General features: G+C 65.7%; 24 protein-coding genes and 1 pseudogene. 13 read left to right on the top strand and 12 right to left on the bottom strand.

What is annotated here, in order from left to right:
* Positions 1–128: 128 nt before the first annotated feature.
* On the top strand, positions 129–758 hold the full coding sequence (locus tag ACZY1G_RS19365) for a TetR/AcrR family transcriptional regulator (protein WP_463816370.1): 630 nt from the start codon (positions 129–131) through the stop codon (positions 756–758).
* Positions 759–760: 2 nt separating this feature from the next.
* Here ACZY1G_RS19365 and ACZY1G_RS19360 read toward each other — a convergent pair whose 3' ends face one another.
* The 6 genes and pseudogenes from ACZY1G_RS19360 to ACZY1G_RS19335 all read right to left on the bottom strand — a co-directional run bounded on the left by ACZY1G_RS19360 (position 761) and on the right by ACZY1G_RS19335 (position 6,474).
* Positions 761–1,189, bottom strand: coding sequence for a hypothetical protein (locus ACZY1G_RS19360; RefSeq protein WP_463816523.1), 429 nt, complete (start codon positions 1,187–1,189; stop codon positions 761–763).
* Positions 1,190–1,346: 157 nt separating this feature from the next.
* Entirely contained in the window at positions 1,347–2,582 is a 1,236-nt protein-coding gene (locus ACZY1G_RS19355) for a DUF1214 domain-containing protein (RefSeq protein WP_463823346.1), read from the bottom strand.
* A gap of 1 nt (position 2,583) precedes the next feature.
* Positions 2,584–3,393, bottom strand: a complete 810-nt coding sequence (locus tag ACZY1G_RS19350; protein ID WP_463823345.1) for a sugar phosphate isomerase/epimerase family protein — start codon at positions 3,391–3,393, stop codon at positions 2,584–2,586.
* The gene (locus ACZY1G_RS19345) at positions 3,394–4,590 is read right to left on the bottom strand and encodes a sulfotransferase family protein (RefSeq protein ID WP_463823420.1); all 1,197 of its coding nucleotides are present in this window, start codon (positions 4,588–4,590) and stop codon (positions 3,394–3,396) included.
* A gap of 12 nt (positions 4,591–4,602) precedes the next feature.
* Positions 4,603–5,706: pseudogene (locus ACZY1G_RS19340) on the bottom strand (LLM class flavin-dependent oxidoreductase); the annotation flags it as partial.
* Positions 5,707–5,745: 39 nt separating this feature from the next.
* A complete protein-coding gene (locus tag ACZY1G_RS19335) occupies positions 5,746–6,474 on the bottom strand; it encodes an enoyl-CoA hydratase/isomerase family protein (RefSeq protein ID WP_463816367.1) in 729 nt (242 codons plus the stop codon).
* Between the two features lie 24 nt (positions 6,475–6,498).
* Here ACZY1G_RS19335 and ACZY1G_RS19330 point away from each other — a divergent pair, with 24 nt between their 5' ends.
* The 9 genes from ACZY1G_RS19330 (at position 6,499) to ACZY1G_RS19290 (ending at position 17,166) form a co-directional block, all read left to right on the top strand.
* Positions 6,499–8,103 carry an AMP-binding protein gene (locus ACZY1G_RS19330; RefSeq protein ID WP_463823344.1) on the top strand — a complete coding sequence of 535 codons (1,605 nt, stop codon included), beginning with the start codon at positions 6,499–6,501 and terminating at the stop codon, positions 8,101–8,103.
* 68 nt (positions 8,104–8,171) lie between these two features.
* Positions 8,172–9,362: an amidohydrolase family protein gene (locus ACZY1G_RS19325; protein ID WP_463823343.1), complete on the top strand. Its 1,191-nt coding sequence runs from the start codon at positions 8,172–8,174 to the stop codon at positions 9,360–9,362.
* Complete coding sequence (locus tag ACZY1G_RS19320; RefSeq protein ID WP_463823342.1) at positions 9,359–10,804, top strand: FadD3 family acyl-CoA ligase; 1,446 nt, start codon at positions 9,359–9,361, stop codon at positions 10,802–10,804. The genes ACZY1G_RS19325 and ACZY1G_RS19320 overlap by 4 nt, the downstream gene beginning before the upstream one ends.
* 249 nt (positions 10,805–11,053) lie before the next feature.
* A complete protein-coding gene (locus ACZY1G_RS19315; RefSeq protein WP_463823341.1) occupies positions 11,054–11,872 on the top strand; it encodes a hypothetical protein in 819 nt (272 codons plus the stop codon).
* Positions 11,869–12,507 carry a twin-arginine translocation pathway signal gene (locus tag ACZY1G_RS19310; RefSeq protein ID WP_463816363.1) on the top strand — a complete coding sequence of 213 codons (639 nt, stop codon included), beginning with the start codon at positions 11,869–11,871 and terminating at the stop codon, positions 12,505–12,507. The genes ACZY1G_RS19315 and ACZY1G_RS19310 overlap by 4 nt, the downstream gene beginning before the upstream one ends.
* Before the next feature lie 188 nt (positions 12,508–12,695).
* Positions 12,696–13,958 (top strand): amidohydrolase family protein, encoded by a 1,263-nt coding sequence (locus tag ACZY1G_RS19305; RefSeq protein ID WP_463823340.1) that lies wholly within the window; start codon positions 12,696–12,698, stop codon positions 13,956–13,958.
* Between the two features lie 55 nt (positions 13,959–14,013).
* Positions 14,014–15,084, top strand: coding sequence for an acyl-CoA dehydrogenase family protein (locus tag ACZY1G_RS19300; protein ID WP_463823339.1), 1,071 nt, complete (start codon positions 14,014–14,016; stop codon positions 15,082–15,084).
* A 2-nt stretch (positions 15,085–15,086) separates the two neighbouring features.
* On the top strand, positions 15,087–16,283 hold the full coding sequence (locus ACZY1G_RS19295) for an acyl-CoA dehydrogenase family protein (RefSeq protein WP_463816360.1): 1,197 nt from the start codon (positions 15,087–15,089) through the stop codon (positions 16,281–16,283).
* Position 16,284: 1 nt separating this feature from the next.
* Positions 16,285–17,166: an acyl-CoA thioesterase gene (locus ACZY1G_RS19290; protein ID WP_463816359.1), complete on the top strand. Its 882-nt coding sequence runs from the start codon at positions 16,285–16,287 to the stop codon at positions 17,164–17,166.
* 20 nt (positions 17,167–17,186) lie between these two features.
* On the opposite strand, the gene ACZY1G_RS19285 is transcribed toward ACZY1G_RS19290, so the two are convergent.
* The 3 genes from ACZY1G_RS19285 to ACZY1G_RS19275 all read right to left on the bottom strand — a co-directional run bounded on the left by ACZY1G_RS19285 (position 17,187) and on the right by ACZY1G_RS19275 (position 19,027).
* A complete protein-coding gene (locus ACZY1G_RS19285; RefSeq protein ID WP_463816358.1) occupies positions 17,187–18,011 on the bottom strand; it encodes a PHP domain-containing protein in 825 nt (274 codons plus the stop codon).
* Positions 18,011–18,415, bottom strand: a complete 405-nt coding sequence (locus ACZY1G_RS19280) for a nuclear transport factor 2 family protein (RefSeq protein ID WP_463816357.1) — start codon at positions 18,413–18,415, stop codon at positions 18,011–18,013. Before ACZY1G_RS19280 ends, ACZY1G_RS19285 begins: the two co-directional genes overlap by 1 nt.
* A gap of 132 nt (positions 18,416–18,547) precedes the next feature.
* On the bottom strand, positions 18,548–19,027 hold the full coding sequence (locus ACZY1G_RS19275) for an SRPBCC family protein (protein WP_463816356.1): 480 nt from the start codon (positions 19,025–19,027) through the stop codon (positions 18,548–18,550).
* A gap of 84 nt (positions 19,028–19,111) precedes the next feature.
* On the opposite strand from ACZY1G_RS19275, the gene ACZY1G_RS19270 reads away from it, so the two are divergent.
* Positions 19,112–19,939: a peptidoglycan recognition protein family protein gene (locus tag ACZY1G_RS19270; protein ID WP_463823338.1), complete on the top strand. Its 828-nt coding sequence runs from the start codon at positions 19,112–19,114 to the stop codon at positions 19,937–19,939.
* On the opposite strand, the gene ACZY1G_RS19265 is transcribed toward ACZY1G_RS19270, so the two are convergent.
* Positions 19,923–22,166, bottom strand: coding sequence for a molybdopterin-dependent oxidoreductase (locus tag ACZY1G_RS19265; RefSeq protein ID WP_463823337.1), 2,244 nt, complete (start codon positions 22,164–22,166; stop codon positions 19,923–19,925). The genes ACZY1G_RS19270 and ACZY1G_RS19265 overlap by 17 nt on opposite strands.
* Before the next feature lie 74 nt (positions 22,167–22,240).
* Here ACZY1G_RS19265 and ACZY1G_RS19260 point away from each other — a divergent pair, with 74 nt between their 5' ends.
* The gene (locus ACZY1G_RS19260) at positions 22,241–22,843 is read left to right on the top strand and encodes a TetR/AcrR family transcriptional regulator (RefSeq protein ID WP_463823336.1); all 603 of its coding nucleotides are present in this window, start codon (positions 22,241–22,243) and stop codon (positions 22,841–22,843) included.
* On the opposite strand, the gene ACZY1G_RS19255 is transcribed toward ACZY1G_RS19260, so the two are convergent.
* Complete coding sequence (locus ACZY1G_RS19255) at positions 22,825–23,814, bottom strand: SDR family NAD(P)-dependent oxidoreductase (RefSeq protein ID WP_463823335.1); 990 nt, start codon at positions 23,812–23,814, stop codon at positions 22,825–22,827. The two genes, ACZY1G_RS19260 and ACZY1G_RS19255, sit on opposite strands and share 19 nt — an antisense overlap.
* Before the next feature lie 170 nt (positions 23,815–23,984).
* Between ACZY1G_RS19255 and ACZY1G_RS19250 the strand changes: the two genes are divergently transcribed.
* The gene (locus ACZY1G_RS19250; RefSeq protein ID WP_463823334.1) at positions 23,985–25,964 is read left to right on the top strand and encodes a DUF7064 domain-containing protein; all 1,980 of its coding nucleotides are present in this window, start codon (positions 23,985–23,987) and stop codon (positions 25,962–25,964) included.
* A 7-nt stretch (positions 25,965–25,971) separates the two neighbouring features.
* On the opposite strand, the gene ACZY1G_RS19245 is transcribed toward ACZY1G_RS19250, so the two are convergent.
* Complete coding sequence (locus ACZY1G_RS19245; protein WP_463823333.1) at positions 25,972–26,595, bottom strand: flavin reductase family protein; 624 nt, start codon at positions 26,593–26,595, stop codon at positions 25,972–25,974.
* Positions 26,596–26,671 lie beyond the last annotated feature (76 nt).

The following is a 26,671-nucleotide window of genomic DNA, read 5'->3' as shown; positions in this document are numbered from 1 at the left end:
CTGGGCTGCCATAGATGCTGAGCACATGCTTAGCATTACGTGGTGGCCCGGTCAAGAGAGTCCGGGTGCGTCGCGCCTACCATTCGCCTGGGAGGCGCTGTCATTCACACGAGAGGGCAGGTGGCGGCATGGCATCGGATCGGCGGGTCGCGGGACCCGAGGCGAAGAACCGCGCCGTGCTGCTCGACGCGGCCGAGCAATTGATGCTGGAAGACGGTTATGCGGCGGTGACGTCCCGGCGGGTCGCCGAGCGCGCTGGGCTGAAGCCCCAACTGGTGCACTACTACTTCCGCACGATGGACGAGATGTTCATCGAGATCTTCCGTCGCCGAGCGGTTCAGGGGCTCGAGGTGCAGGCGCGCGCGCTGGACTCGCCACAACCATTGTGGGCGCTGTGGGAATTCGGCATCGATCCCGCGGGCACCCGACTCACGATGGAGTTCATGGGGCTCGCCAATCACCGAAAGGCGCTGCGGGCCGAGATCGGCGCGTACGCCGAGCAATTCCGCAGACAACAGGTGGATGCGATCACCACGGCGCTTGGTCGCTACGGCTACGACGTGTCGGAGGTGCCGCCGGTCGTGTGGGCGGTGTTCGCGACGAGCCTGACTCGCGTACTGGTCATGGAGCAGGCGCTGGGGATGTCGGGCGGCCACGCAGAGACGCTCGCGTTCTGCGAGTCGTGGTTGCACCGGATGGAGGGTGAGCGTCGGCCCGTCACGACCGAACCGACGGACGGGCTGAGCGTCTCGGGGTGACGCTAATAGTTCCGTATGGAGCACAGCGTCCCTATCGGTCCCGTATTGGACACCACGACCGTGCCATCTACGGCGAGTGTGCAGTGGAAGTTGGGTCTCCTCGGTGAATCCAGGCTCGTGACCGTCACCATCGCCCAGTCGTCCGGGTTGGCGAGCTGGACGTCCAGGGTCCACGGCTGAGTCGGGCCCAGATCGGCCTCCACGTTCGGGGTGAATACGTAGGGGTTGTGGCTGTAGTCCGCGAAGTTCGGCGGATCGACTGCGTGATAGTAGATCTCGGCATTGCGGAACGGGGCCTCGGAGAACACGGTGTACGTGACCGTGTGCATCGGCGGGCCTGGCGGAGGAGCATCATCGGCGTGCGCGACGGGACCGGCGATCACTGCACCGGGCACGAGTGCCGCTGTGAGTAACAGCGGCGCGAGCGCCATCTGGCCGCGGCAGACGGCGGGTGCGGGTGGGCGGTTCCTCGAAGGAAAGCGCATTTCCGTATTTTAGAACGTGCTTTACTCCGATGGCCGAGAAAGCGCGATTCGGTCGCTGCCGAACCCTGGCGGGAGTGCCACGGTGACTGCGCGGCTCACGACGTCAGATGCCATATCGCAACTTCACAGCGCGGTAGCGTTCGTGCAGTTGCCGAGCTCTGCCGGCGCGGTCGACGAGCGCGGTGTCGGGTGGCAGTTCGTCGAGCACCGCCGATCGCGACAGGAGGCGGGTGCGGAACACTGCCCGATGGGTGCTCGCGAGATTACGGTAGGTGAGATTGCCGTCGGAAAACGATTGGGTATCAAGCCAATTGTGCACTCCGGGGTCGTCGTGGGCGATGACGAAACGGATGACACCGTCTCCATCGACGACGGTCCGTGCCGGCGTGAAACTGACCGAGCGGTGCAGGAAGTCCATGCTGCCGCCGAACACTCCGCCCATCCCGAAGACCCAGAACCCGTCGTGGGCATCCATCTCCACGATCAGCGCCTCGTTCGGTCGCAGGTGCCACACCATGTGCGCCGCCATTCGTCCCCGCGTCGCATCCGCCGCGGAGTCGGCGACCTTGTCTGGTGGGAAAGAGTTGGTGAAGGTGGGATCGCACACGCCCCCGGAGTGCCGCCAGGAATGCTCAGGCCAGTCACGCATCGCGCCGACGAGGAAAGCTCCTGCCCATTCCATGGCGTCAGTCAGTTGCGTAGGCCCCGGTACCGGGCGAGGTGAGTCCATGCCGACGCGCTCGATGGTCATCGCGGTGGGGGTCTCGGTCCAGGCATCGAAAGCTTCACGGATGAACAGTTTTCGAGACCCCGGTGTCGTCGGCAGCCAGTTGGCGGCGCGGCGCTCCCCCCCGACGAAGAGTTCGAAGGTGCCGTTGGCATCGGTGTCGATCTGATGACCGAAGATGTTGCTCTCGGGGACGTCGCCGAACGGTTCGTGCAAGCTAGGCACGTCGGTACCGGGAATGAACTCGGGTCGTGGGCCCTGCACGGTCACGTTGAGCCAGCGCGCCGAACCGCGGCGCCCGGTGATTCGATAGGTGTGGCGACCATCGATCCAGGCCTGTCGATAGGTGAAGTCCGCGACATCACCACCGAGCTTGCAGGTGGGCGTGCAGAACCAGTGAAGCTGCGGGTAGGCCGGATCTTTGGTCTCGAGTGCCAGATCGAAGGCTTGGCCGAGATTCTGGGTCAAGAAGCGAAACGCGTCGGCCCGCATGATCGGTGCAGCGGGATTGACGTCCTTGAAGGCGGCGTCGCCTGCGGTCTTCAGCTGGTCGCAGAAGTGGTGCCAGGCGTCGCGAAGTGACTGGTCGGCGGGTCCATCGCCGATGGCCACGTCAGGCTCCCAATCGTGTCAACAGGTCGGACACGTAACGTGCACCGCGTGCGGTTGCCTCCCGGGCACCCTCCGCATCGATCCGGGGGCCGACCAACTCGACGTCGAAGATGCCCTGGTAGCCCGCGGCCAGAACGTGGGCGAGGATGTCTTGCAACGGGATCACGCCATCACCGGGTACCGCGCGGCAGGGTGCGGATCGATCGCCGAGCACGTAGTCGCTGACCTGTATGAGTCCGGTTCGCGGCAACGCCCGCTCGAGCAGTGCGAAGAGCCCACCCTCGGTCCAACAGGCGTGCAGCTCGACGCATGTGCCCACGTCGGCGATCTCGGCGACGGTGATGGCGTCGGTGAGGGTGTGCACGAAGTGGATGTCGGCGTTGAAGGCCGAGGCGTTCTCGACGAGGAGGTGAACGCCGTAGGCCGCCGCATGGGCCGTGCACTGTGAGACGAGATCGGCGAAGCGTTCGGCGGCCTGCTCCCACCGCAGGTATCCGCGACCGCCCGTGATCATGTAGACGATGCCAGCGCCGAGACTGCCAGCGAGATCGATTGCTTCGTAGAGCTTTTCGACTGCCAACCCGGTGTCCCGATCCAGATCGGGGTGTACTGCGAAGGGGTGGTTGAGTGCAGTCACCGTGAGGCCGTCAGTGTGGACGGCGCGGCGCGCGGCGTCGTAGGCGTCGAGTTCGGTCAATGAGGTGGAGATCAACGAGACGTTCCCGACGCCGATGCTGCGGCAGTGGTCCAGGAACGTCTCGGTGGATTCATTGAGGAACGCGACCTGGTGCAGTGACACTCGCGGATGCATCTAATCCCGATTCTCGATGACGACGCCGAATCGTTCCCGAAACGGTCGGAACTCCTCGTGTAGTCGATCCACATCCTCACCGATGTCGGTAAGCAGCGTGGTCGAGTAGCGGAACTTCCCGTGACGGTCGCTCTTGTTCTCGGTGAGATAGGTCCGCATCGCCCGCTCTGCATCGGGGGAGAGCTCGCGGTCGGCGAATGTGTAGCAGCCGCGAATCGTCCCCACTGGATCGGCGACGAAGTCGGTGTAGCGGACGTGATGAATGCGGGGGTCGGCGGTGAGTGGGTTGGTCATGGTGTTGGCGACGCTTGCGCGGGTCATCTCCAAATGCGCCCTGGTCTCGGTCGCGAGGTCGAAAGTCGCGTCTGTGCCATGGAGTAGTCCGTCCATGATGTCGGCCATCATCATCGCGCGCGATGCGGCTACCTGCACTGGGTCGCGGTGCAGCCAGATCAGCCGGGCATCGGGGTACGCGTCGAAGAAGTCGGACAACCGTGCGCCGTGGAAGCCCTTGAGTACCCACCGCTTTGACGGTCGGCGGTATTGCATCTGCTGCAGCATCGCACGGTGGATGCGGTACTGGGCCGCGGCATCGGTCGGCAGACCGGAGACGAGGCTCTGTATCGGAACCCGCCACCACGCGGTCGGTGTCATGACGCGGAAGTCGAACGCCCAGCACCGTTCGTCCTCGGGCAACCCGTCGCCGAGCATGTCGTTGTACGGATGGGAGTGAAGCCACCTGGGTAGCCGGGCGTTGATCTCGCGCCAGTCGGCATCGGCACGAGCCTGCCGGTCGTCGTCGGGAGCCGCCACCCCCGGCGGCGGTGACGGGTACATCACCTCCCAGAAGCGCAGGGCTCTGGCGTTGGGGTCGACAGACATCAGGGCATGCATCAGCGTCGTCCCCGATCGGGGCTCGCCAGTGACGAAGGTGGGTCGGTCGATGATCTCGTCGGCGAGGTCGTACCGGTGGCGGTCCTCGATGAACCTCAGACGCGTGGTCAACAGCCAGCGGCAGTTCTCCGCCGCCGCGTGTCGTCCGGCCGCATCGAGCGCTACCCGGGTGAGGTGCTCGACGGCGGACGCGAACCGGTCGGGCAACGTGGTATCGCCCCAGTCTGACAAGCCGGTATCCCTGCAGGCCGACTCGAGCAGCGCATTCGCGTCGAGGCGACTTCCCGTCGGCGCGGACGGCACGGCCCCGGTCAGCAGGCGGAGCACTTCGTCTTCGGTGTCGCGGACCTTGGCGGCGGAACGCTCCGCGAAGCGGATGCCGGCCATCGCTCCGTACTCCATCAGCTTGAACACCCGCATGCCTGCTTCGCCGAAGCCGACGATTCTCTTGGCCACCTCGTGCGGTGTGCCGCAGGGGAACACGTCGCGGACGGCCTGAGTGTCCACTTCTCGGCAGAACTCGACGATCCTTTCTCGAGACAGACTGACAGGGTCGAAGTCCATGACACCGCGCCACTGCGGGCCCATCGGGTGTTGGTACCCGAAGGTGAGCAGATCCTCGGCGGTCATCAGCAGAATGATCGCCTTGACCATGGGCGACTCGAGCATCTCGGCGATTTCGTCGTCGTCACCGATGAGGCAGATCTGGGTGAGCGCGGGCACGATCGCCGCGGGGTCGCGACCGGAGCGCTCGGCAGATCGGTGGATTACCGCGAGCTTCTCTGCGTAAGCCTCCGGGGTGTATGCCCCGTTCGGCCACCATCCGTCGGCATGCCTGCCGGTGATCTCGAGCATTCGTGGCCCGGCGGCGCCGATCCAGATAGGGGGTGGTCGTCCGTCGACGAGTTCGGTGTCGAGTCGCGCGTGCTCGAGTCGGAAGAAGTCGCCGGCGAAGTCGACGGGTCCATCGCTTTCCCAGAGCGTCTTGATCACCTGGATCGCCTCTTCGAAGCGGCTGACGGGCTTGGCGAAATCGAACCCGTAGGGCACGGTGTTCTCCAACTCGCCCGAGCCCAGTCCCAGGATGAAGCGACCGCCGCTGAGATGGTCGACGGTCAGAGCGGTCTGGGCAAGCATGGCCGGGTGTCTGCGGACGGTGTCCACCACACTCGTCACGAGGGGCGTTCTGGTCGTCAGGACAGCCGCCGCGGCGGCTACGGCCATTCCGTCGAGATGGCGGTGCGGCGACGGTGACACCGTCGCCAGGTCGGTGAACTCGGGTGTCCAGATGGAGTCCGGCCAAAAGCTGACCATGTGGTCGGGCAGCCAGATCGAGTGGTAACGCCCAGAGTCGTACTCCGCCAGGACATCCAGGGAGAGTGGCAGAGTGGTGCGTAGGAACGCGGCGGGCTGAATCATCGTGCTTGCCAACTGTGCCTCCGGTGGCTCGAGACCCGATTACGCCTTCGGTTGCTCCGGGCGCTTCATCACTCGCTCGGCGGCGGCCCAGTGGGCGTCGGACACCCACAGCTTGGCGAAGGAATCGATCGCCTCCTCGGGCGTGGCTCCCGCGATCACACGCTTGATGGCGGTGACCGGTGCGGCCGCCAGCTTGCGTGCCAGAGTGCGCCACTGGTCCTCGAAAGAGTCGCGGGGGACCACGACGTCGATGAGGCCCACGCGCTGGGCCTCGTGCGCGTCGAGTACGTGCCCGGTGCCTGCCAGAAGCAGAGCGCGGCTCTTTCCGACGATGTCAGCGAGGCGCTCGGCGCCACCCCAAGCCGGCATGATCGCCAGCGCGACTTGATTGAAGCCGATCTTCACGTCGTCGGCGGCCAGTCGGATGTCGGCAGCTACCGCCACCTCGGCGCCACCGCCAAAGGCGTGCCCGTTCAGCGCCGCCAGCACCGGACCGGGGAAGCCGGCGATCCGATCGCAGACCGCACGCATCCGCCTGGCCATCGCCGCCGCATCGGCTTCGCTGCGAAGGGCGGCGAGTTCCTTCAGGTCGCCGCCGGACACGAATGCCTTGTCTCCTGCACCCCTGATCACCAGTGCCCGAGCGCACGCAGCTCCGTCCAGGGCTCTGTCGAGCTGATCCATCGTCTCCAGCGAGATGGCATTGCGCGCATGCGGGCGGTCGATGGTGACGACGGCAACGCCGTCGTCAATGTCCAGATCGACCATGGATTGACCTGCCGTTCTCATTGCATGGCATTGGCATTCTCAATAACGGAGAATAGCATCGCCCACGTGTTCGCAACCCCGGTGCGGGTCGTCCCGCGCGACCTCGCCACACGCTACGAGCTAGAGGGCTGGTGGCGGCCGGAGACGCTCGGCGACATGCTGGCAGCGGGCTTGGGGGCGCATCCTGCGGTGAGTTTTCGGGTGCATTCCGAGGAGCGACCCTGGTCGGGCACCTTCGGCGACGTCGAACTCGTGGCCCGTCGGCTCGCCGCCGGATTGCGAGAACGTGGGGTCGGGCCAGGCGATGTGGTCGCCATGCAGTTGCCGAATTGGATGGAGGCCGCCGCGACGTTCTGGGCGACGGCGCTGCTCGGTGCCACCGTGGTGCCGATCGTGCATTTCTACGGTTCCAAAGAGGTCAGCCACATCCTGCGTACCGCCGCACCCCGGGCCTTCGTCACCACTGAGCACTTTGGTCGGATGACGTTCTCGCCTGAGCTGTGCAGCGACGTACCGATCGTCGCGTTGGTCGGCTCCGAGGGCGAGCGCGGTTTCGACGCGCTGCTCGCCGATCGTCCCTTGGCGGGGACTGTCGCGGCCGACCCCGGTGCGCCCGCGTTGATCGCGTTCACCTCTGGCACCACCCGCGACCCGAAGGGCGTCGTGCACAGTCATCAGACCCTGAGCTGCGAAACCCGTCAGCTGCTGGCTTCCTACCCGCCCGACCGCGGCCGGCAGATCACGGCCACGCCGGTCGGCCACTTCATCGGCATGGTCTGCGCGTTCTTGATCCCGGTCATCGAGGGGGCCCCGGTCGACCTGGTCGATGCGTGGGATCCAGCGAAGGTCCTCGCACTGATGAAGTCTGAGGGGTTGTCAATTGGCGGTGGGCCGCCCTACTTCGTGACAAGCCTGCTGGACCATCCGGACTGCACTGAGGACCATCGACGCCTATTCACCACGGTGGGGCTTGGCGGATCGACGGTGCCGGCCGCGCTGACCACGCGTCTTGCGGACCTGGGCTTCTTCGTGTTCCGGTCCTACGGCAGCACGGAACATCCATCGATCACCGGATCATCGCCCGACACGCCGGAGAGCAAGCGGCTCTACACCGACGGCAGAGCGCGTCCGGGGGTCGAGCTGAAGCTCGACGAAGACGGCGAAATCCTCAGCCGCGGGCCAGACCTCTGCCTGGGCTATACCGATCCCGAGCTGACGGCCCAGGCTTTCGACGACGAGGGCTGGTACCGGACCGGCGACATCGGCGTGCTCGATGCCGACGGATACCTCACGATCATCGACCGTCGGTCGGACGTGATCATCCGAGGTGGCGAGAACATCAGCGCGCTCGAGGTCGAGGAGGTGCTCCTCGGGATGCCTGAGGTGGTCGAGGCTGTCGTGGTAGCTGCCCCCGATCATCGGTTCGGCGAGCGCGTCGCGGCGGTGCTGCGGATCCGCGCCGACGCTGCGATGCCCACGTTGTCGCAGGTGCGCGAACGTTTCCGGGCTGTCGGTGTAGCCCGGCAGAAGTGGCCGGAGGAACTGCACGAAGTGGACGACTTTCCCCGCACGGCCAGCGGCAAAGTGCAGAAGTTCAGGGTGCGAGAGTCGGTCCGGCGGGGCGCTTGACCCGGTCGAGCATTGCCAGTCGGCGCGCATGAGAATATGATTCTCACAAACGATAAGGAGAATTCCGCATGGGTCAGCTTTCGCACCGGGTCGACATCCCCTTTCCGCTGTTCGACGCAGACAACCACCTCTACGAGCCGCCCGAAGCTCTGACCAAGTACCTGCCGAAGGAATACAAGGACGTCGTCCAGTACGTCGAGATCAACGGCCGAACGAAGATCGCGCTCAAGGGGCAGATCAGCAACTACATCCCCAATCCGACGTTCTCCGTGGTGGCCAGGCCCGGCGCCTGGGAGGAGTACTTCAAATTCGGCAACCCGGACGGTAAGAGCAAGCGCGAACTGTTCGGCGAGCCGATGAAGGCGATCCCGGCCTTCTTCGAGCCCGCACCCCGTCTGGAGAAGATGGACGAGCTCGGCATCCAGCGGTCACTGATGTTCCCCACGTTGGCCAGCCTGATCGAGGAACGTCTCGCCGACGATCCGATCGCCATCCACGTTCTGATCCACTCGCTCAACGAGTGGCTTCACGAGGTCTGGGGCTTCAACTATCAGAACCGCATCTTCACCACCCCGGTCATCACGCTGCCGATTCTGGAGAAGGCGATCGAGGAACTGGAATGGGCGGTGGCGCGAGGTGCCCGCGCGATCCTGATTCGGCCCGCGCCGGTGCCCGGTTTCCGGGGGCCCCGCTCATTCGCCCTTCCCGAGTTCGACCCTTTCTGGGAGCGGGTCGTTCACCATGATGTCTTCGTCGGTATGCACTCGAGCGACAGTGGCTACTCCCGCTACACCTCCGAGTGGGACGGCCAGGCGCAGGAGATGCTGCCGTTCCAAACGAATGCCATGTCGATTCTCAATGAGTGGCGCCCCATCCAGGACGCTGTCGCCTCATGGGTCATCCATGGTGCTCTGTTCCGGCACCCCAAGCTCAAGGTCGGCATCGTGGAAGCTGGCTCCAAATGGATGTTCCCCCTTTTGGATTCCATGGCCGAGGTCTACAAGAAGGCCCCCGAGGCGTTCCTAGGCAATCCGATCGAAGAGATCAAGAACCGTATCTATGTCAGCCCCTTCTATGAGGAGGGCATCGACGATCTGATCAACCTCATCGGTGTCGATCAGGTGCTCTACGGATCCGATTGGCCGCATCCAGAAGGGTTGGCCGAGCCCACCCACTATGTCACCGCGCTCGATCATCTCTCGGTCGACGATCAGGCAAAGATCATGGGCGGCAACTTGTCCCGCCTCATCCTTGCGTGACTCCAGCAGGTCACTGGACGACCATTCCCGAGCTGGTCGCGAGTTCAGCGGATCGCTTCGGCGACAGCGAAGCCGTCGTAGACGGTTCGGTGCGCCTCAGTTTCGCCGAACTCGTCGACCGGATCGGTCGCGCGTCGGGTGCCCTTGCCGACTTTGGCATCCAACGCGGCGACCGTGTCGCGCTGTGGGCCCCGAATTCTGTGCACTGGATCGTCGCCGCCTTCGGCGTGATGGCCGCTGGTGGCGTGCTCGTTCCCGTGAACACGCGATTCGCCGACGGTGAGGCGGCGGATGTCATCAGCCGTAGCGGAGCCAAAGCCGTGCTCGTGCAACGGGGATTTCTGGGTCGCGACTTCGACGTCTCACCGGGGGTCACAGCGGTCGACGTTCGATCGGATGTCTTGGCTTCTGGGAAGCCCTACTGGTGCCCAGCGAGCGGCGACGAAATCGCCGACGTCGTCTACACGTCTGGGACGACGGGTAAACCCAAGGGCGCCATGATGAATCACCGCCAGACGCTGCGTATGTACGAGGAATGGGCCACTCTCGCGGATCTGCGCGAAGGTGACCGCTACCTCATGGTCAACCCGTTCTTCCACACCTTCGGTTTGAAGGCCGGTCTGGTGGCCGCGTTTCTGCGCGGAGCGACCATGCTGCCGGTCGCTCAATTCGACATCGATCGGGTGGTCGACTTGATCGAGCGCGAACGCATCACGATGCTGCCCGGTCCGCCAACGCTGTACCACTCCCTCCTCGACGTCGAAGACAAAACCAGGCTGGCGTCGCTGCGAGCAGGGGTGACCGGCGCGTCCGACATTCCCGTCGAGCTGGTCCGTCGAGTGCACGCCGAACTGCCTTTCGAGACCCTGATGACGGGATACGGCCTGACCGAGGCAGGCAACGTGACGCTCTCTCGGCCCGGCGACTCGTTGGTCGACGTCGCGACCACGGCCGGAGTGCCCTGCGACGGAGTGAACGTGCGCCTGGGCGAGGACGGTGAGGTCCTCGTGAGTGGATACGGCGTCATGCAGGGATACCTCGACGACCCTGCGGCGACAGCCGAGGCCATCGACGACCAGGGTTGGTTGCATACCGGTGACGTCGGGGAGTGCACGGAATCGGGCCGCTTGCGCATCATCGGGCGAAAGAAGGACATGTTCATCGTCGGGGGATTCAACGCCTACCCGGCTGAGATCGAAGGTGTTCTCACAGAGCATCCGGCCGTCGCACAAGCGGCCGTTGTCGGCGTGCCCGACCCCCGGTTGGGTGAAGTCGGCAAAGCCTTCGTCGTACTGCGCCCGGGCGGACTGCTCACCGCCGAGGCCCTGGTCCGCTGGACTCGTCAGCAGATGGCCGGTTACAAGGTTCCGCGATTTGTAGAGTTCGTCGACTGCCTACCTACCAATGCCAGTGGCAAAGTGGTCAAGGACAGTCTCCGCTGATCGCCAGGTCAACCCGGAGAACCACATTTTCGCTGTAAAAAAGGGCATTCCGAACGTGAGATTCTCGGGTACGCTAAGGGCAATAGGCAATTTTGGAAACGTGATTCTCGTGCCGCGACGACCGGCCGATCTGAGAGGGGAGGGCAGATGTCCAATCTGGAGCGACCCTCATCCACGCTCAACGGCAGGGGCGCCGGGCACGCGATCATGACGCGCGACAGTGACGGCGCGAACCTCGGTGCCGAACACTTGGCGGCGCTCGCGCAGGAGGCCGAAGCCGAGGCGCTGGCAGCTGAGGCCACCGCGGCGGCGGCGCGAGCGCGTGCCCGGGCGGTGAAGATGCGCAGGCAGGCGAGTGCGGCCGCCACACCGGCGGAGGCGGAAGAAGTTGCGTCACCTGCGTCGCCCGACATCGTCGATGCCGGGCCGCTGATCGAAGAATCACGAACCACCGATGCCGCGGACGATGACGAGATGGCCGCAGGCGCGCCCGTTCCGCCGGTCACCTCGACGGCCTCGGAGACATCTGAATCTTCCGACGGGAGCGTGTCGAAAAGGCGTCGCTCACGTCTGCGCGCGCCCTCGATCTCGCTCAGGATAGTGGCCGCCACGGTGGTGGTCATTTGCACGCTGGGCTTCGTAGGGGCCTCTGGATACATGCTGTGGCAGCACCACAAGGTCGTGACGGAGCAGCAGCGTACGGCGGAGTTCGCGGCTGCCGCCCGCCAAGGCGTTGTCACGCTGATGTCGTTGAATTTCAACAATGCTCAAGACGACGTCAAACGCATCCTCGACAACACGACTGGCGACTTCAAGAAGGACTTCGAAGGCCAGTCCGAGCAGTTCGCCTCGGTTGCGCAGGCCTCGAAGGTCATCACCGAGGCGACAGTCACCGCGACGGGCGTGCAGGCCATGACCGCGGACACCGCTACTGTGCTCGTCGCGGTCACCACGAAGGTCTCCAATGCCGCAAGCAAAGAGCAGCAGCCGCGATCCTGGCGACTTCGAGTGGACATGGCGCGCGACGGCGGTCAACTCAAGCTGGCGAAAGTGGAGTTCGTACCGTGAAGCCAGACGATGATGGAACCGCCGGCGTGATCGGTGTCGAGTCGACGGCGGACGCTTCGACCGAAGGTGCGCAAGGCGACTCCGCCGCCGACGCGGTGTCAGGCGTTGATGCGGGCGCGGACTCGGACGCGACATCCGGGCGCTCCCGGAGCAGGCGCCTCGCCGTTCCCATCGTGCTCGTAGCTGCGTTGCTCGGCTCGGCAGGCTTCGCGGCGTGGCTGTATGTCACGACGTTCCGGCCAGATCGGGAGACGAATGCCTCGGTCGCGGGTGACGTCATCAAGGCGGCGAGCGACGGATCCGTGGCGATGTTGTCGTATGCGCCCGAGTCGATGGACAAGGACTTCGCAGCGGCCAAAGCGCATCTCACTGGTGACTTCCTCTCCTATTACAGTCAGTTCACCCACGACGTCGTCACTCCTGCCGTCCAGCAGAAGGCGGTGAAAACCACTGCAGCAGTGGCGCAATCGGCGGTTTCGGAACTGAAACCGGGTTCCGCTGTGGTTCTGCTGTTCCTGAACCAGACGACTGTCAGCAAGGAGAACCCCGAAGGCTCGTTCACGGCCAGTTCGGTGAAGGTGGGCCTCACCGATGTAGGCGGCAAGTGGCTGATCTCGTCCTTCGACCCCGTCTGAGGATCAATGAGTAGACAGGCGATGGAAATACAGTCGCGGCCACCCGCTGCGAGTATCCGGCTCTGTTTAGTGAAATCTGTTCTGCCACAGTCTGTTTCAATCCGTCGCGTCTTTACAACACGCGATGGATCTGTCATCGTGAGACTAGGTCCGCCCCTCGAGGCGGCGGGTGTATCGGAGGTACCAGCTTGAACGTCGACGATCTGATTCTGGTGAGCATCGACGACCATGCGGTCGAGCCGCCCGACATGTTCCTCAACCATGTGCCCGCGAAGTACAAATCCGATGCGCCGATCGTCGTCACCGACGACAAGGGCGTGGACCAATGGATGTATCAGGGCAAGCCGCAGGGTGTCAGTGGGCTCAACGCTGTGGTGTCATGGCCGCCCGAGGAGTGGGGCCGTGATCCCGCCGGCTTCGCCGAGATGCGACCGGGTGTTTACAACGTGCACGAGCGCGTCCGCGACATGAACCGCAACGGCATCCTCGCCTCGATGTGCTTCCCCACCTTCACGGGGTTCTCCGCCCGCCATCTCAACCAGTTCCGCGAAGATGTCACGCTGATCATGGTGTCGGCGTATAACGATTGGCACATCGACGAGTGGGCGGGCAGCTACCCAGATCGATTCATCCCCATTGCGGTGATGCCCACCTGGAACCCGGAGGCGATGTGCGCGGAGATCCGCCGCGTGGCAGCCAAGGGTTGCCGGGCTGTGACGATGCCGGAATTGCCGCATTTGGAGGGGCTGCCGAGCTACCACGATGGTGAGTACTGGGGTCCGGTGTTCCGGACCCTGTCTGAGCTGGGCGTGGTCATGTGTCTGCACATCGGTACGGGTTTCGGGGCGATCAGCATGGCGCCCAACGCCCCTATCGACAACCTCATCATCCTGGCCACGCAGGTGTCGGCGATGTGTGCGCAGGATCTGCTGTGGGGTCCGGCGATGCGCGACTACCCGGACTTGAAGTTCGCCTTCTCCGAAGGTGGGATCGGTTGGATACCTTTCTATCTCGACCGCAGCGACCGGCATTACACCAACCAGAAGTGGCTGCGCCGCGACTTCGGCGACAAGCTCCCGAGCGAAGTGTTCCGCGCGCACTCCCTGGCTTGTTACGTGACCGACAAGACGTCGCTGAAACTGCGCCACGAGATCGGCATCGACATCATCGCCTGGGAGTGCGACTATCCGCACTCGGACTGCTTCTGGCCGGACGCGCCTGAGCAGGTACTGGCGGAGTTGAACGGAGCGGGAGCCGACGACGAGGACATCGACAAGATCACCTGGCAGAACTCGTGCAGGTTCTTCGGCTGGGACCCGTTCGCGAGGACGCCGAAAGACCAGGCTTCTGTGGGGGCGTTGCGCGCCAAGGCATCCGACGTCGACGTGTCCATCAGGTCGCGCAGCGAGTGGGCGCAACTCTACGCCCAGAAGAACTTGACCACGACCTAGCGGGAGACTGAATCGTCGATCATTCGGGCGCGAGGTCCGAACGGCGGAATCTGACATGGACCGTTACGAGTTACGCAGGCTTGACTACAGCCTCACCGAAGACCACGTCGACCTACAGATCGCATACCGGGGGTTCTTCGAATCTCGCTGCTCGATCGACGTCGTTCGCGCCGCCGAGGCCTCCGGGTTCGACGCCGGGCTGTGGGATCGTCTGTGCGCCATGGGCGCGACGACGATGGCCTTGCCTGAGTCCCACGGTGGTGACGCGGGCACGCTGCTCGATCTGACCCTGGTGGCCGAGGAGGTCGGACGCGCGATCGCACCGGTGCCGTGGATCGATCATGTGGTCACGACACGTCTGCTCGCCGAATTGGGAGCCTTCGACGTCGACCAGGTCCTGGCTGGTGACCTGCTTCGCGGCAGGTGCGTCGCGGCCATGGACCCGCGTACGAGGGTTTCCGGGGATAGGCGACTCATCGCCGCCGGCGCCATCGCCCGCCAGGTGGTCCTCGTCGAGGGAGACGACATCGTTCTCCTGACATTCGGCTCCGATCGCGCGGTCGTCGACAATATCGGCCGTCTGCCCATGGCGTGGATTGATCCGGCTACTGCAGACAGCAGAACGGTGGTGGCTTCCGGACGCGCCGCCCTCGAGAAGTACGAGCAAGCGGTGGACGAGTGGCGACTGTTGACGGCCTCAGCGTTGGTGGGACTTGTGGAGAAGACACTCGACGGCGCAGTCGAATTCGCTAAGAACCGGCAGACCCTCGGCGTTCCGATCTCGACGCTGCAAGCCATCTCGCACCCGATGGCCAATATCACAGTCGTCGTCCAGAGTGGCCGCAATCTGGCTCGACGAGCGGCGTGGTTCCTCGACCATGAACCCGGCGAGCGCTCTGAGCTCGCGGCGTCGGTATTCGTGTTCATGACCGAAGAGGCGGCCAAAGCTGCGACGATGGCCGTCCACGTGCAGGGCGGTCTCGGCGTCACGGTCGAGGCGGCGGCGTCGGCGTATCTGGTCCGCGCCAAGGGGTGGCCACTCGCCGGCGGTGACGTCAGCGTCGCCGCCAAGCGGATCGCCGACATCGTCGTGGCGCGCGAGAGACGCTTCGACACGACGGCGTAGCGGTGGACTTCTCCCGACTACCGCTGTCAGGCGACGACCAGCATTTCGTGGATCGCGTCCGAACCTCGTTGCGAACATGCGTCACCGACGAGGTGATCCGACGCGCTCGGGAGACCGGCGACAACTTCGACGAGGCTGTCCATCTCGCACTCGGCGAACAAGGCTTCTTGGCCGGAGACTTCCTCCCAGAATCCCATGGTGGATTCAGCCCGGTCCGACGCCGGATCTGGGAGCTCGAAGTGGGACGGGCGCGAACGCCATGGTTTCACTGGGGCACCACCGCCATGGTCGCCCGTATCGTCGAGAAGCTCGGGTCGCCAGAACTGGTCGACGAGATCCTGCCGGGCGTGCTGTCAGGCCAGATCCGGATATGTCTGGGATTCACCGAACCCGACGGCGGGTCTGACGTCGCCACGTGCAGAACCAGGGCCGTGCGAGACGCCGATGTCTGGGTGGTCAGCGGCTCCAAGATGTACACCTCGAACGCCCACCACAGCCGGTATGTCTTCCTGCTCACCAACACCGATCCGGCTGCGCCGAAACATCGCAGCCTGACCATGTTCCTCGTTCCCCTCGACACCGCAGGTGTAGAGATCCGTGGAATTCGGACTGTGGACGGCGACCGGACCAACCTCGTCTTCTACGACGATGTCCGCGTTGACGACAGGTACCGCATCGGTTCGGTGAATGACGGCTGGAGCGTGATGCGGGAAGCGCTCGCGGTCGAACATGGCGTTCAAGAGCGCAATGGCTCCGGGTTGCAGTCTATTTCGACGATGTCACATCACGGGACACTCATGGCCCAGGCAGTCGACGGTGTCGCGGCAGCGATAGGAGACGTTCGACCCGACGGGCGTCGCCGGATAGAGGACGATTCCGTTCGATTCCGCTTCGGCCGCATCGTCGCTCGAATGGAGGCGGCGCTGAGCGCACCCGGGATGTTCGGGCGCGTCGCGCTGGCCCAGATGATGCGTGACGTTGCGCCAGAACTCATGGATGTCGTCGGGGCGGAGTCGAGCCTTCCCGCGGACACCGAAGGCTCCATCGACGACGGCGCAGTGGAACACATGTTCCGATTAGCCGTCCCGATGGGCATCTACGGGGGCACTCTCGAGGTGTTCAGGAACATGATCGCTCAGAGCGTGCTCAAGATGGGCAAACCCAGTTACTCCCGAAGGATAGACGGAGGCGGATGTTGACATGACAACAGATTCGAAAGCGGGACTCTGGTCGCTGGCAGACTTGCTGGGCTTGTTCGATGTGAACGCCGACGGGACGGACCGGTTCGTCGGCGAGACGGGCTTGGCCGGCGTAGACGACCGTCAGGTGGTCGAGGGCACCCAGGTGCTGTCGCAGGCGATCGTAGCCGTGGGAAAGCGGTTCGCGGACAAGTCGATTCGTTCTGCACACGCGGTGTTCAGTCGGGCGATCATGGTTGGCGCACCGGTGGAACTGGTGATCGACGTGGTCGCCGAGGGGAGATCCACTGCTACTGCCGTCGTGTCGGCGGTGCAGGAGGGACGGCGGGCGATCACGATGACGGTGCTGGCCGATGTTCCGTCGGCTGACGTCATAAGGCACCATGTGCCGCGCGCCGAGGTCGGCAAGCCCGCTGAAGCCCACGAGGCGGACATGCCGATGGTCGGGCGGCAAATCCGTATGGTGGACGTGGTCGATGTCAACAGCCCCGACGAGGTCGGGCCGCCGGAACTCCACGCGTGGGTGCACTACGACAGCGTTCCCCCGAGTGACGCATTGGCGAAGGCGTTGTTGGCATACTTCACCGGTCATTTGGGCATTTCCACCACAATGCGGGCCCATGCGGGAATCGGAACGGCGCAAGCGCACCACACAGTGTCCACCGCACCGATGACTGTCACCGTCAGCTTCCACGAGCCGGTGTCCTGGCGGGGTTGGCTGCTGTACACCCACGAGAGCACACAAGCCGGTTCAGGGATGTCCTATGTCCGCGGAACGGTACACACCGATGAGGGTGAACTTCTCGCGTCGTTCTCTCAGGAAGGACTGATCCGTCCGCTGAGGCGCACCGACACCGCGATCGAGGTGCAGTCGCGCCTGTGAACGCTGGGCGTGCCTCGGCCTCAGCGCCGCCAGAAATCGAACGGGTCACGGCCCGGGCGGAAGCCGGCGGCCTCGACGATGTCGACCGCCAACTCGAACCGGTTGCCGACGTGAGCGGGCTGGTGGGCGTCACTGCCGAACGACACGGCGTCGCCGCCTTCTTGCCACCACCACCGCACGAGATCGACTGACGCCAAGGGAGATTTGGTGTTGATCTCCAGCGCCCGCCCCGTTCCGGCCAGCGCGGCGAACACCGTCCGGTAGTGCTCCTCGAAGTCGGTCTCGCGGTAGGCGCCGGCGCGGTCGGCGGGCCAGTAGCGGCGTGGATAGTCGCAGTGGGCGAGGACGGTGAACACGTCCGACCGCTCGATCAGCGTGACCATGTCGGCGAAGTAAAGGCGCACCAGTTCGTGGGGATCGTGGTCGGCGAACAACCGCCTGCTGATCCCTTCGAGGCGGCCTGCCACCGGGATCCCGTGCAGGCTTCCCAGCACCCGGTCGAACCCACCGGCGGCGAGGACAGCCGCGACACTGCCGGAAAACCAGTGAGGCTCACCGGCTTCGATTCCCGACAGGATTCGCAGATCGGGGAACATCTCACGGCAGCGCTCGACATCGGCGAGGTAGCCCTCGATCTCGAGCGGTGCGACGCGGGGTCGATCAGCGAGTGTCATCCCGTGAGCGGAAGCGTCGTCGTCACCCCACTCTGTGAAATCCACGTGCTCGGTGAAGGCCACCGCCGGGATCCCGAGTTCGACCGCGCGTCGGCAGGTGGCCTCCATCGTCGAGGTGTCGGCGGTGTCCCAGGACCACCGCGTGTGCACGTGGTTGTCGGAAGGCAGCATCAGTCCGTGCGAGCCGCTTCGAAGGCCTCGCGCTGGATGCGCTCGAACTGAGCGCCCATGGCCTCGGCCAGGGCGGTCGCCCCCGAGAGCGGCCGCACCATCACCATCAGGTCGTCGATGAGCCCGTTCTCGTCGACGTGGAGGAAGTCGCACCCGGTGATCTTCCTGCCGTCGACCGTTGCCTCGAAGAGGAGCGCATGATCGGGACTGGTGGCGTCGCCGATCTCCCTGATGTAGCGGAAGTCGGCGAACACGCGCATGACCGCGCGCAGGATAGCCGCGGTGATCGGCTTCCCGGTGTAGGGCTTGAACGCCACCGGGCTGGTGAAGACGACGTCGTCGGCGAGCAACGCCTCGATGGCGGCTGCGTCGCGCGCCTCGACGGCCTGGCGGAAGGGATGCATACCGAGTACGGTAGCCAACGCCCGGGTGCTGCCATCACCACGGCCCGTCACCGGCGCGGAATAGCGTTCCCGGTCGCGAAATCGGCGGGTCCGCAGCCATGGCTTCTCACCGGCGGAAGCACTCGACGAGCCTCAGCTGTCATCCCGGGTGCGGCGCTCGGCCATCGCGGCCAGCCGCCATGTGGTCTCTCGGTTGCGGGGGAAAGCGGCGGTCAGCGCCACCTGTTTGGGCAGCAAGTTCAGCGGCGGTGACACCGGCACCTCGGCCATGTCGATGCGGCAGCCGCCGCCGTCCAGGTCGGTGAGGCGAAGGGTGACTCGCGCTTTACCGAACGGTCTGCCGTTGGCGATCAGGACGAGTTCGGTTTCGGGATCGCACGATTCGACGACTGTGCTGTCGTTGAGCACCAGCGGCCAGACGCCGATGGAGTGGTGGATGGTGCTGCCAGGCGCCGGCCACGTCGCGTCGACGGCGCGCATCCGGCTGTTGCCCACCACCCATTGCGAATAGGTCCAGCCGTCGGCGATCACGGCCCAGACGTCGTGGCGCGACGCTGACGTGTCACGCGAGACGACCGGCGTGCTCTCGATGTCCTCGGGTTCTGTCGTCATCGAGTCGAACTACCCGCGCCCTGCGCGGGCAAACGTGGCCCGTCTGGTTCCATTGGGGCCGCATTCGACAAGGAGGTGCCGGCAATGCCCGCGGTGTGGAACGGTGACCCGCTGTGGCTCGCCGACGTGTTGCGCGCCGAGGGCCTCGACGTGGCGGAGTTCCCGGGCTGGCGCGGCCGTGGTCACGGTGATTTCGCCGACATCCGCGGGGTGATGGTGCACCACACGGGGTCGGATACCGCGACAGCCGAATCCATCGCACGGGGTAGGCCCGACCTGTCCGGTCCGCTGTCCGCGCTGCACATTGCGCGCACAGGCACCGTGACAGTGGTGGCGGCGGGGGTCTCCTGGCACGCCGGCAAGGGCTCGTTCCCGTGGCTGCCCGTCAACGGCGCGAATCGGCACATGATCGGCATCGAGTGCGCGAACAGTGGAACGAGCCCGACGGCCCCGCATCGCACGCACTGGCCCTACGCCCAGTACGTCGCTCTGCTGCGCAGCTGTGCCGCGATCTGCCGTCGGCTGGGCCACTCCGCCGACCGGGTCATCGGACACAAGGAGTACGCGGGTCGCGCCCAGGGCAAATGGGACCCCGGCGCGATCGACATGACCATTCTGCGGCGCGACATCGCCGAGGACCAGACCGCCCCGCGGCCGCCCGGCGACGAGTACGCCGACATCCTGCTGCAGCGTGGATCTCGTGGCCCCCAGGTCGCCGAACTGCAGCGACGCCTGAAAGCGGCCTACACCAGCTACGCGGGAGACCTCGTGGTCGACGGTGTGTTCGGACCGCGAACCGAAGCTGCTGTCCTGGAATTCCAGCGCCGCACAACGGGTTTGGTGGTGGACGGAATCGTCGGGCCGGCGACCGCGCGGGCGCTAAGGCTGCGGGTGGTCAGCGTGTCCGGCTGACTTCGACCGGGATGCCGTTGAGGGCGCCGTTGCCCGATGGCTCGTCCAGGAAGTCCACGGGCGACAGGACATTGGTGTTGACGCCGGGGGAGCTGTTGGCCACGTCCAGGCGGGTACCTGCTTTGCCGTGGCCCCAGCCGTGCGGCATCGAGACCACCCCCGGTTTGATCTCGTCGGTGAGTTCGGCCGGCACGTCGATGCTGCCTCCGGAGGACGTGACGGTGACGATGTCGCCGGTGGTGATGCCGCGCCGGTGCGCGTCGTCGCGGTGGATCAGGAGTGTGCAGCGATCGCGGCCCTTCATCAGCGGTGCCACGTTGTGCAGCCAGGAATTGTTGGAGCGCAGGTGGCGCCTGCTGACCAGGACGAGGCCGTCCGGCGCGCGGTCGAGCCGCCGAGCGAGCCGCGGCAGATCGTCCGTCAGGTACGGCGGTGCCACCCGGATCTTCCGGTCAGCGGTCCCGAGGATGTCCGGGATGCGGGGCACCATCGGACCGAAATTGATCCCGTTGGGGTGCTCTCTGAGCGTCGCCAGGGTCAGCCCGCCGGGATTCTCGCCGTAGCGGTCCCCGAAGGGGCCCGTACGCAAGGTGAGGTCCAGGATGCGTTCGGGCCCAGCGTGCTCGTAGTGCGCCCGCACCGTCGCGCCGTCGAGTCCCTGGGTGAAGCACAGGTAGTCGAAGAAGCCGTCGTCGATCGCGCCGACGTCGACGTCCTCGGCCGGTGTGCCCGTGCACAGGCCGGTCAGCCGGATCAGGATCTCCCATTCGTCCGGTGCCGAGGGATTCGGTTTGGTGAACACGGGTGGCGAGTAGTTGGCGACGCTGTTGACGGCGAAGTGCAGGATGAGGTCGTCGTGGTGAGGCTGCTCCAATGGTGATGGGCCGGGCAGGATCACGTCGGCGTGGCGGGTTGTTTCGTTGAGCCACAGGTCGATCGAGATCATCGCGTCGAGCAGGGGGAGTGCGTCGTCGAGGCGATCTCCCGCCGGGGTGGACAGCACGGGATTGCCGGCGACGGTGATCAGCGCCTTGATCTGGCCGTCGCCGGGCGTCGCGATCTCCTCGGCCAGACACGACACCGGAACCTGGCCCAGCACTTCTTTGGCGCCGCGCACCCGCGTGCGAAAGCGGCCGAAGTCGGCGGCGCCGTCCTCGAGTCCGGGGATGGGTTGCACCGTCACCGACCAGGCCGCCGCGGTGGGGAACATGGCGCCGCCCGGGGTGTCGAAATGTCCGGTCAGGATGTTGACGACGTCGACGAGCCAGCTCGCCAGGCTGCCGAACTCCTGGTTGCAGGTTCCGATACGGCCGTAGACCACCGCGCGAGGTGTGCTGCTCAGCTGCCGAGCCAGCTCGCGGATGCGGTCGGCGCCGATGCCGGTCACCGCGGACACGCGCTCGGGCTGCCAGTCCGCGGCCAGCGCGCGCAGCGTCTCGACTCCGTCCACATGCGGTTCCAGCCCACCCAGTGTCACCAGATCCTCGGCGAACAACGTGTGCACCACCGCGAGCAGCAGCGCGGCGTCGGTGCCCGGGGTGATGGGGAGCCACTCGTCGGCGCGTTCGGCGGTTCGGGTGCGGACGGGGTCCACGACGACGACCGTGCCGCGACGGCGGACAGCCTCGATCAGCCCCATGACATCGGGAGCTGCCAACAGCGAACCCTGCGACGCAGCAGGATTGGCGCCCATGACGACCAAGAGGTCGGTGCGCTCGATGTCGGGCACGGGGAACGTCCACCAGCCGCCGTACATCAGATGCGAAGACAGGTTTTTCGGCCATTGATCGACCGTGCCGGGCGAATAGGTCAGAGGCATTCCCGAGAGTCCGAGCAGCACCCCGGCGTAGCGCGCCAGCGAGAACGAATGGGCCAGCGGATTGCCGGTGTAGGCGGTGACAGCGGCGATTCCGTGTTCGGCGATGACTGGCGCGAGCAGTTCGGTGCAGCGGGCGAACGCGGTGTGCCAATCCACCTCGTGCCACTGCCCGTCGAGCTTGATCATCGGCGTCCGGATTCGGTCGGGATCGTCGTGAATGGCACCGAGGGAGGCGCCCTTGGGGCAGATGTGCCCGCGGCTCCACACGTCGTCCCGGTTAGGCCGGACGTCGCTCACGCGCCCCTGTTCGACCCGAATCTGCAAGCCGCACATCGCTTCACACAGTGGGCACGTGTAGAGGTGGAGTCCGTCCTCGCCGATGCCCGCGAGTTGGCCAATGTCGGTCATCGAACCCCCTGTGTCGTGACACACTGTATCGACAATCGGCCGACGGAGGATGGGGTTTCGTGGATGGATCTGCGGTGGACAGATCGCCGCCGAGCGCCCGGCGACACCACGGGTCGCGCCGCGACCCGGCGATCGATACGTCCGTTCTCGAGGCCGCCCGCGCGCTGTTGGTGACGCGCGGGTACGCGGCGACGTCCATCGACCTGATCGCGGCGACCGCCAAGGTGAGCCGGCCCGCCATCTACCGCCGCTGGCGCACGAAAGCACACCTCATCCACGAGGCGGCGTTTCCGGATCTCGGCGCAACACCCCAGGAGGACGACCTCGCGGCGGAGATCACCCGCCTGTGCCGGGGAGCACTCGTCATGTACGCCGATCCCGTTGTGCGTGAGGCGGTTCCAGGTCTACTCCACGATCTGCGGCTGGAACCGGCGATGCGCAGACTGCTCAACGACCGGCTGGAAGCGGCGGCGCGCCGCAACCTCGCAGAACATCTGGTGCGTTCCGAGGCCGCCCGATCCGGCGTCGACGCCGACACCGTCATGGACGTCATCGCCGGAGCCGCGTGGTACGCGGTGTGTGTGCGTAAGGTGACCGACCTCGATGATGCGGCGGCGAAATTGGCGGACCTGGTGCTGAGCGGGGTGCTGGACCGCCCTCAGAGCCGTCCGACCTGACGCAGCCCTTCGGCGGTGTCGGCGATCGTCTCGGCCGGATCTCGCCAGTGCAGCCCGAAGTCGCGCGTGCTCGGTGCGTCGTCGCAGGCCGGCATCTGCGTGTAGTACTGCATGGCCGCAGAGTTGATCGGCGTCTCAAACGGCAGGAAAGGCCCGACGACGTCGAAGACGCGGCCTGCGCTGCGCAGCGCCACATCGGGCACCGGGACGACGGCGAGTGTGCGGTTTGTCGCGCGGCCGATCATCTGCGCGAGTTGGTTGACCGACACTCGCTGGCCACCGGCCATGTAGCGCCGCGGTCCGCGGCCCGGCTCCAGGAGGGCGACGTGGAGGTCGGCCAGGTCGCGCACGTCGATGACGATCCAGCCAGCGCCGCGACCCGGCACGGCGTGCATCTTCGCCGACGCCTCGACACCTTCGGCTGCCTCGCCGAACTGATCGCCTGCGGGCGGACCCAGCACCATGCCGGGATAGGTGATGTTCACGGGTGCACCGGCGTCCTGCAGGCCGCGCGCGTACGCCTCTACGGCTGCTTTGGAGCGGCCGTAACCGTCGCTGCCGCCGACCACCGGGAGGTCGGCGTGCAGCACGTCGAGGTCGGGGCGGAACAACGCGGTGAAGCTCGACACGTGCACGATCGGATCGATCCCGGCCGCGACGGCGCCGCCGAGGACGTTGCGTGCGCCTTCGAGGTTGGTGTGCAGCATCTCGTCTGCTCGGCTCGGATCGGTCGACACCATGGCCGCGCAGTGGATCACGGCGTCGCATCCCTGGAGCGCGGCTTCCGTGCTCTCGGCGTCGGCGATGTCGCCGAGCACGTGGTCGGCGATGTCGACGCCGATCTTCTCCGCGCTGGTGGCCAGCCTGCCCGCATTGCGCACCAGGAAACGAACCTTGTGCCCGGCGTCCTGCGCTGCCTTCGCGGTCCACGCGCCGACGAAGCCGGTGCCGCCGGTGATCAGTACCAACATGAGCCCTCCGATTCCACGACGCGCTTTATACCCGTTTTCTGCCCGGGCGCCCCACGGGGGAACCCATGGTCATGATCAGGCTGTCACGCCGCCCGGCCCGCAATTGACGGGCGTCAATTAGTTTGTCGGATGTGTCCGTCGCGGCGACCCTGCTGCTATACGTTGACCGGGTGTCCACGCCACCACCGCTCCTGGAAAGCCCCGCCGACCTGACCGTCGAATGGCTCAGCTCCGCACTCGAGCGCGACGTGTCGACCTTCTCGGTCACCCGCATCGGCACCGGTCAGATGAGTGAGTGCTACCGGGTGGACGTGCAGTACGCCTCAGGAGATGAGCGTCCGGCATCGGTGGTCCTCAAGGTGGCCGCCGCTGATCCGAGCAGCCGTCAGACCGGGCTGGCGATGGGGCTCTACGAGCGTGAGGTCCGCTTCTACACCGACATCGCACCGGGCCTCGGCGGTCCGGTCGCGCCCTGTCATCACGCGGCATACGACAGCGCGACGGGGGCGTTCGATCTGCTGCTCGACGACGCCGCCCCGGCGACCGTCGGTGACGAGATCCGCGGTGCGACCCGGAACCAAGCGGACCTCGCGATGCGCCAACTCGGTCTGGTGCACGCTCCGCTGCTGGGCAACGAGGCGCTCGCCGATGCAGCGTGGCTCAACCGTGAGTCGCCGGTCAACCAGGGATTGATCAGCGCGCTGTACGCCGGGTTCATCGACCGCTACGCCGACCAGGTGGCTCCGGAACATCGCGCGGTCTGCGAGCAGTTCGTGAGCGCGTTCGACGCGTACATGGCCGCAGAGGGCGGCAACGGCCGGCGCGGCCTGGTCCACGGCGATTTCCGGCTGGACAACATGCTGTTCGGCCAGCCGGGGGCCGACCGGCCGCTGACCGTCGTCGATTGGCAGACGGTGACGTGGGGTCCGGCGTTCACCGATGTCGCCTATTTCCTCGGGTGCGCTCTACCTGTCGAGGAGCGACGCGCCCGGTACGACGAGCTGCTCACCGCCTATCACGATGCACTCGGCGGAGCTTCCGGCGTCACTGTGGACGAGGTGCGCGAGGGCGTACGGCGGCAGGCGTTCTTCGGGGTTCTGATGGCCATCGTGTCGCCGATGCTGGTGGAGAGGACAGCCCGGGGTGACGAGATGTTCATGGCGATGATCGCCCGGCACTGCCAGCACGTGCTCGACACCGATGCACTCTCGCTGCTGCCGCCGCCGTCGACGCCGGAACCGTTGCAGCCGAACGCATCCGACGAAGGGCGACACACCCCGACCAACGAGCCGCTCTGGAGTGAGAGTTGGTACTTCGACTTCGTCGACCCCAGTCAGAACGCGGGCGGCTGGTTCCGGCTCGGCCTCATCCCCAACCAGGGCCACGCCTGGGTCAACGGTCTGCTCTGCGGCCCGGGCCGTCCCACCGTGGCAGTGCTGGACTTCGAGGCACCTCTGCCCGAGGACCACACCGTGGTGGCTGCCGATGGTGCGGAGTTCAGCATGGAGGTCGCCGAACCTCTTGTCCGCTTTTCGGTGACGCTGCGCGGACGGGGGCAGGCTCATGACGATCCGGGCGCGCTGCTGCGCGGCGAGGCGGGCAGGCCCGTCGATGTCGCAGTGGAGCTCGAGTGGACGAGCGAGGGGACGCCCTTTCAGTACCGGGTGTCGCCACGCTACGAGATTCCGTGCCGGGTGTCGGGCACGGTCACGGCCGACGGACATTCGTACATCATCACCGGCGTCGCCGGGCAGCGCGATCATTCGTGGGCGTCGCGGGACTGGTGGGGGATGGACTGGGTGTGGAGTGCTCTTCACCTCGACGACGGGACACATCTGCACGGCGTGGACATCCGCATCCCCGGCGCCCCTGCGCTGTCGGTGGGCTACCGGCAGTGCCGTGGTGAGCCGCTGGTGGAGCTCACCAAAGTCGAAGCGCGCGAGACTGTCTGGGACGGCGAACGACCCGTTTCGGCAGTGGTCGACTACGACGGGCTGACCGCGACGATCACGACAGTGGGTCACGCACCGGTGTTGCTGAGCTCTCCCGACGGCCGACTCAGTCGTTTCCCGCGATCCTGGGCCACGGTCACCACCGATGACGGCCGCACCGGGACGGGGTGGATCGAATGGAACCGCAGTCAGGGCTGAGGATCCCTCAGCTGGGGCGGATCATTTCGAACCGCGCTTCGGGTAGCACGTCGAAGTAGGTCGCAGGCCCGCCGGCGCGAAGGATGGGGCGGGCGGCCGCTGTGTCGTAGACGCCGTCGACCAGGTACTGCCGGTCGATGTGGACCGCGATGACCTCACCCAGCACCAGCCACGTGTCGATCGGCGACCTGTCTCTGTCGTGAAGCTGAATGAGCTGCGTCAGAACGCATTCGAAGTTGACGGGGCTTTCGAGGACCCGCGACGGCTTGACTTCGGCGGAGTCCACGGGCGTGAGCCCGCCGAGGGTGAACTCGTCGACGTCGGGGTCTGCGCTGGCCGCCGTCTCGTTCATTGCTGCAGCGATCGGGCGGCACGCGAGGTTCCACACGAACTCGCCGGTGGCCTCGATGTTGGCGACGCTGTCCTTCCAGCCGATCGAGGCGAAGCCGATCACCGGCGGGTGATAGTTGAACCCGTTGAAGAAGCTGTAGGGAGCCAGGTTAGGCGTGCCGTCTGCGCTCACGGTGGAGATCCAGCCGATCGGCCGCGGCCCGATGATGGCGTTGAACGGATCGTGGGGGAGCCCGGTGCCGTCTGCGGGACGGTAGAAATGAGCGTCGGACGTCGCCATCGCAGCAGTCAATCACACGTTGGTGCGCGGGAGAAAACGCCGAAAAAGAGAGACCGAAAGCCGCAACCTCTGTGAT

It is taken from the genome of Mycobacterium sp. IDUB_5, assembly GCF_055419565.1.
Note: the sequence above shows the minus strand (reverse complement) of the source record. Positions and strands in the feature narration are given on the sequence as shown.